Raw genomic sequence first — 5318 nt, forward strand, 5'->3', positions numbered from 1 at the left:
TTTTTCTCCCTCCCTATCGGGGAGGGTCGGGGAGGGGCTTTTTGGCACAATTTCATTCACTTTTTGAATCAGAATTGATGCACGAATTGGCTTAGGAACATAATCGTCCATACCTTCATTCAAAAATCTCTCACGGTCGTGCTGCATTGAATAGGCCGTCATGGCAACTATCTTCGGCAACGAACTTCCGTATAATTCACGCAAGCGTTTAGTGGTTTCGATACCATCCATTTCGGGCATCTGAATATCCATGAAGATAACATCGAAGCCATGTCCTTCACCAAAAATCTCTATTGCCTTTGCTCCGCTATCTGCTGTAATTACCTCACAGCCAGCCTTTAATAAAATCTCGGAGGCAACCTTACGGTTTACTTGATTATCATCTACCAACAATATTTTTGGTGTATGACTACTAAAGAAATCGGTCAGTTTGATTTCGTTTTCGTTGTTTTCGCTCACGCTTGGGCTGATGGTTGTTGAGCGAACCTCAATCGTAAACCAAAATGTGCTGCCTTTTCCTTGCTCAGAAATCACACCCATATCGCCTTTCATCAATCGGCAAAGTTCACGAGAAATGGCCAAACCGAGTCCAGTTCCACCGAATGATTTTTTGGTCGAATTATCTACTTGCTGGAAGGCCCCAAATAAAAGTTTTTGGTCTGCTTCCGAAATACCGATACCAGTATCGGTAATTTCGCCTCGTAAAACGTGGATTTTTCCGTTGGAAGAAACCTTTGATAATGAGATAGTTACGCTGCCATTTTCGGTAAATTTGAGAGCATTTGAGGTAAGGTTTGAAAAAATCTGCAACAAACGAGTTTGGTCGGCTATCAGATAGGCAGGCACATCTTCGGCTATGTGGTAGCTGACTTTGTTGTTTTTTTCGATGGCTCGTTGGCGGAAAAGTGCCACCAGTCGCTCTAAGATTTCCTTAATATCGAGCGGAGCATTGTGCAAATCCATTTTACCCGCTTCGATTTTCGATAAATCAAGAATATCATTTAAAATCGTGAGCAAAGTTTCCGATGATTTTTTGATGGTCTGCACATAATCTTTCTGCTCGGGGTTGAGTGGTGTTTCGTACATCAAATCAATCATACCGATTACGCCATTCATTGGCGTACGAATCTCGTGGCTCATATTTGCCAAGAAACGCTCTTTTACTTTCAGCGAGCGTTCGGCCTCGTCTTTGGCAATCAGCAATTCTTCGGCAGTTTTCTTTAATTCTGAAATATCACGGGCCACACCTTCCACCTCAACAGGAATGCCTTTGGCATCTTTAATCATTCGGATATTGAGCATAAACTGGCGGAGTTCGCCATTTTTACGCTTTACAACCACCTCAAAGTTTGTAATACTACCCGCCTTTAGTAATCCTTTGATGTTTTTCGAGCTGTCAATGGCATTTTCAAAAAATTTGTCCACTTTATTGCCCATTACTTCGCCCACGCTGTATCCTGTGTGAGTTAGCACCGATGGTGAAATCATGGTGATGTTTCCGCCCAAATCGGTTCGATAATAAATATCAATGAATGATTCGATAGTATCTCTAAATTTCTGCTCGCTTTTTTGGAGAGTTATCGTCGAATTTTTCTTATCGGTGATGTTTTGAGCGATGCCCGAAACTTCTTCGACCTGTCCACTTTCGGAAGAAAGAATTGGGTTCAAGAAAAACTCATACCAGTCGTCGCCACCGTCAATATTTCCCCAGTGCATTTCAAAATACTGTGGTTTTCCTGTGAAAGCCTCGTTGTATTTTTCACGCAAAATTGGGCGGTCTTCGGGCGAAATGAGTTTCCAACCAAGTTTTTCAATACTCATGTTGATTTCGGGCAGAGTACCTAAATTTCGTTGAATCAGATTGACGTAGTTTTTGTTGAAAGAACTTAGCTGTCGCTTCTGATTTACGGTCCAGATTACGTGCGAACCACTATCAAAAACTGCATTCAGGCGAGAAGTTTGGCGAAGTAAATCTTCTTCTTTTTGTTTACGAACGAGGGCAACCGCTACTTGCCCCGAAACGAATTCGAGCAACTCTAAGTCTCTGATATTGAATTTGTTACGGTCGCTGTACGACTTTACGCCGATAACGCCCGTAGTGCGGTCGCCCACATGAAGCGGCACGCAAAGCATGACTTCGGGGAGTGACGAACCGTAGAAGTAAATTTTATCAACTTCTACCAATTTTTTGATATCTTCGTTCGATAAAAACAGCGGTTTATTTTGCACCATTGAGTATTCTACGATACCATTTCCGAGCTTACGACGGTGATAATTTTCTTCGGTTTCGGAGTATTCATCAATAAAATAGGGGAAATGAATCGTACCTTCGTCGGGTTCAAAAAGAGCCACGAAAAAGTTATTGGCCTGCATGTTTTTCTGCAATTCGGCATGAACTTGCGTCAAGAATTCTTGCAGATTTGGCGTATTGAGGTTGAGCTGAGCAATGGTATAATAAAGCTGTTGAGCTTTTTCGGCACGGCGGCGTTGGGTGATGTCGCGAAACAAGCAGCGGAAAGCCGTGGGTTTTCCGTTCTCAAATCTACAACTAATATCACCCAGTAAATAAACTCTTTTTCCTTCCTTGTTTCGTACAACTGTCTGAAAATCAATCACTTGTTCGTCTCCATCTTTGATGCGTTGGAGTGTGTCGAGTGTTTCATCGGCAAACTGCGGATGAAGCATCTCTCGAAGCGTAAGTTGCGAAAGTTCGGCATCAGAATATCCAAAAGCTTCACGAAAAGCAGTATTTACAAACAAAAATCGCCCACTCAACGACAGCAACATGATGATTTCGGAAGTATTATCTACCAAATCTTGTAGCTGATCGATGCTTTGTTGGTGTTCGGTTTGTGAAAGTTGTACTTTTAGTTTTTCGATTTCGAACAAAAGTTCTTCGTTGGATTTTTCTGTGAGCATACTCGTTCCTTTTTGAATATTTGTGTGGTAAAGATAGAAAAAAAAGGAAATTTTAGCGTGAAAAAATTAAGACATCACAAAATCAAAATAGTTTTCAGTATGAACAGTTGCTGTTTTTATGACATCATAGTTTTGTAGGAAAGTCTGTGAAAATCGAACCATTATGCCATGTGGGTTCTATCAAAAAGAATTCAGTTTATTATTATTCGTATATATTTTTAGAGTGTAATCCGAAAATATCATAATAATTTGGGATTACACTCTAAAATAATCATGTAATACAGCCTTCCTGTTATTTTATCTAACAACTTCTATCAACCCTCCAATTCCAATTTCTTACCTTTACCTGCACCTTTCGATTGTTTGATGCGGTAGTTGAGCGTTAGGTTAAATTGACGTCTTCTGAATTGTGAACTGCTTTCGGTGCGGAAGGTTGTGCCTTCGGTGATGCTTCTAAACTTACGGCTATTCAAGACATCAAGTACGCTAAAATTGAGTGTTCCGTTACCTTTCAGAATATCTTTACTGGCCGATAAATCGAAGTAATAAAGTGGTAAGCGAGTACCTTGAACGGTCTTTTGTTTGGCTTCGTAGTTTGCTCTGAGCTGTACGTCTAAACCTCTTGGCAGTGAAAAACGTGAGGTCTGACGCACAAACCAACTATTTGTTTCTCGAAAATAATTTTTATCAATATTGCTACCATCAATTTCAGCATGAAAAAGGTTGAAGTTGAAATCAAGTTTCCACCACTTTACGGGCGTAAATTGACTCGTAAATTCTACGCCGTAGGCTTGTTCGCCCAGTAAATTTTCGGGGCGGGTCGTGGCAAAGCCATCGGCAGCAACTTGGCGAATACGCTCAATTTTTCCGTCGGTATCTCGGTAATAAACCGATGAGCCAAGTGAGCCTTTTTCAAAATATTTGATATGACCGATTTCATAAACATTGCTAAACTCAGGGTTCAAGTTCGGGTTTCCGCTAAAGAAATTTCGGTTATCTGAAAACGTTGAAAACGGACTCAAATCATTATAAAACGGGCGACGAACTCGGCGGCTATAACTGATTTGGAGCGAATTTTCTTTCGGCAAAGCATAGGTCAAATGCACGCTTGGAAATAGGTTTGCGTATTTTCTTGGGTTTACTTCGTTGGTTTCTCGGAGTGTAGTTTTTACGTTTGTCCATTCGGCACGTAGCCCCGCTTGGTACGAAAACTGCTTGGTTTTATTGCCTAAAATAGCGTAAGCCGCATGAATATCTTCGTTATAAATAAAGTAATTTTTTAAACCAGGCACAACCACAAACTGTCCAGCTTCATTTTTCTGATTTACCACATAATCATTGACCATATCTCGGAAACTACTTCTTGCACCCGTTTCAAATTTTCCTTCTTTTCCAATCGGTTGTACATAATCAACTTGTAATAAATATTGCTTTTCGTATTCATCATTCAGCGAGTTTTGCACCAATGATTTTGATGCAATCGGTGTTTCGTTTGGTGAAAGAAAATCTTGCGTGAAAAGTTGGTCAGAACTTTCCCAATTATCTAAGAAACGTACTTCGGCATTGAATTCTTGACCTTTCTTGGCGTAAGTTTTTTTATAACTTAAAACATACTCAGAATTTGGTTCAGTTTCTTGTTCGTCTTGCTTACGTTTACTGACTCCTATTAGACTTGATTCGGTGAAAATATAATCTTCGTAGCGTAGATTAGTGATGCGTCGAGCCTTGCTTCGGCGATAAAGATACGAAGCCGTTAGTGTATTTTTATCGTTGAAAAAATAATCAAGTCCACCTCTGATATTGGTGTTAAAACCCGTAATTGTTCCGTTATTGTTTTGTTTTAAGAAAAACAGAGAATCGTTGCTTTGGCGTTCTTGATAAATAGAAGAAACATTCGGACGGATATTATAAGCCAAGCTATAATTAACAAAAAAATTGACTTTTCGATGGCGATAATTGATGTTTGCCGCACCGCCATAATTGACAGGCTGCCCCGTAATAATATCAAAAGAACCATTAAAGCCTTGTTTTTGGTCTTTCTTTAGTACAATATTGATAATTCCTGCCATGCCTTCGGCCTCATATCGTGCTGATGGATTGGTGATAACTTCTACTCGCTCAATCATGCTGGCTTGCAGCGATTGCAGTCCACCACCACCTTTGAAACTTACCAAACCCGATGGTTTTCCATCAATCAAAATTCTTACGTTATCACTACCACGAAGTTTTACGCCACCGTCGGGGTCAACCGAAACCGATGGGATATTGGTCAGAATATCCGAAGCCGAACCACCCGCATTGGCTAAATCTTTCCCGACATTAAATACTCGCTTATCGAGTTTCATTTCCATCGAACTCTTTTCAGCTTGTACTACTACTTCTTTCAAGGCATTGGCCGA

At 40.4% G+C, this 5318-nt stretch carries 2 protein-coding genes; both read right to left on the reverse strand.

Annotated elements, in window-relative coordinates:
• A partial coding sequence (locus ACOVO2_RS14355) for a PAS domain S-box protein (protein ID WP_421770642.1) occupies positions 1-2919 on the reverse strand: 2919 nt, incomplete at its 3' end.
• Positions 2920-3233: 314 nt separating this feature from the next.
• Positions 3234-5318: TonB-dependent receptor domain-containing protein (locus ACOVO2_RS14360; protein WP_421770643.1), on the reverse strand; the 2085-nt coding region annotated here is incomplete at its 5' end.

It is taken from the genome of Emticicia sp., from assembly GCF_049241225.1.
Lineage (GTDB): Bacteria > Bacteroidota > Bacteroidia > Cytophagales > Spirosomataceae > Emticicia.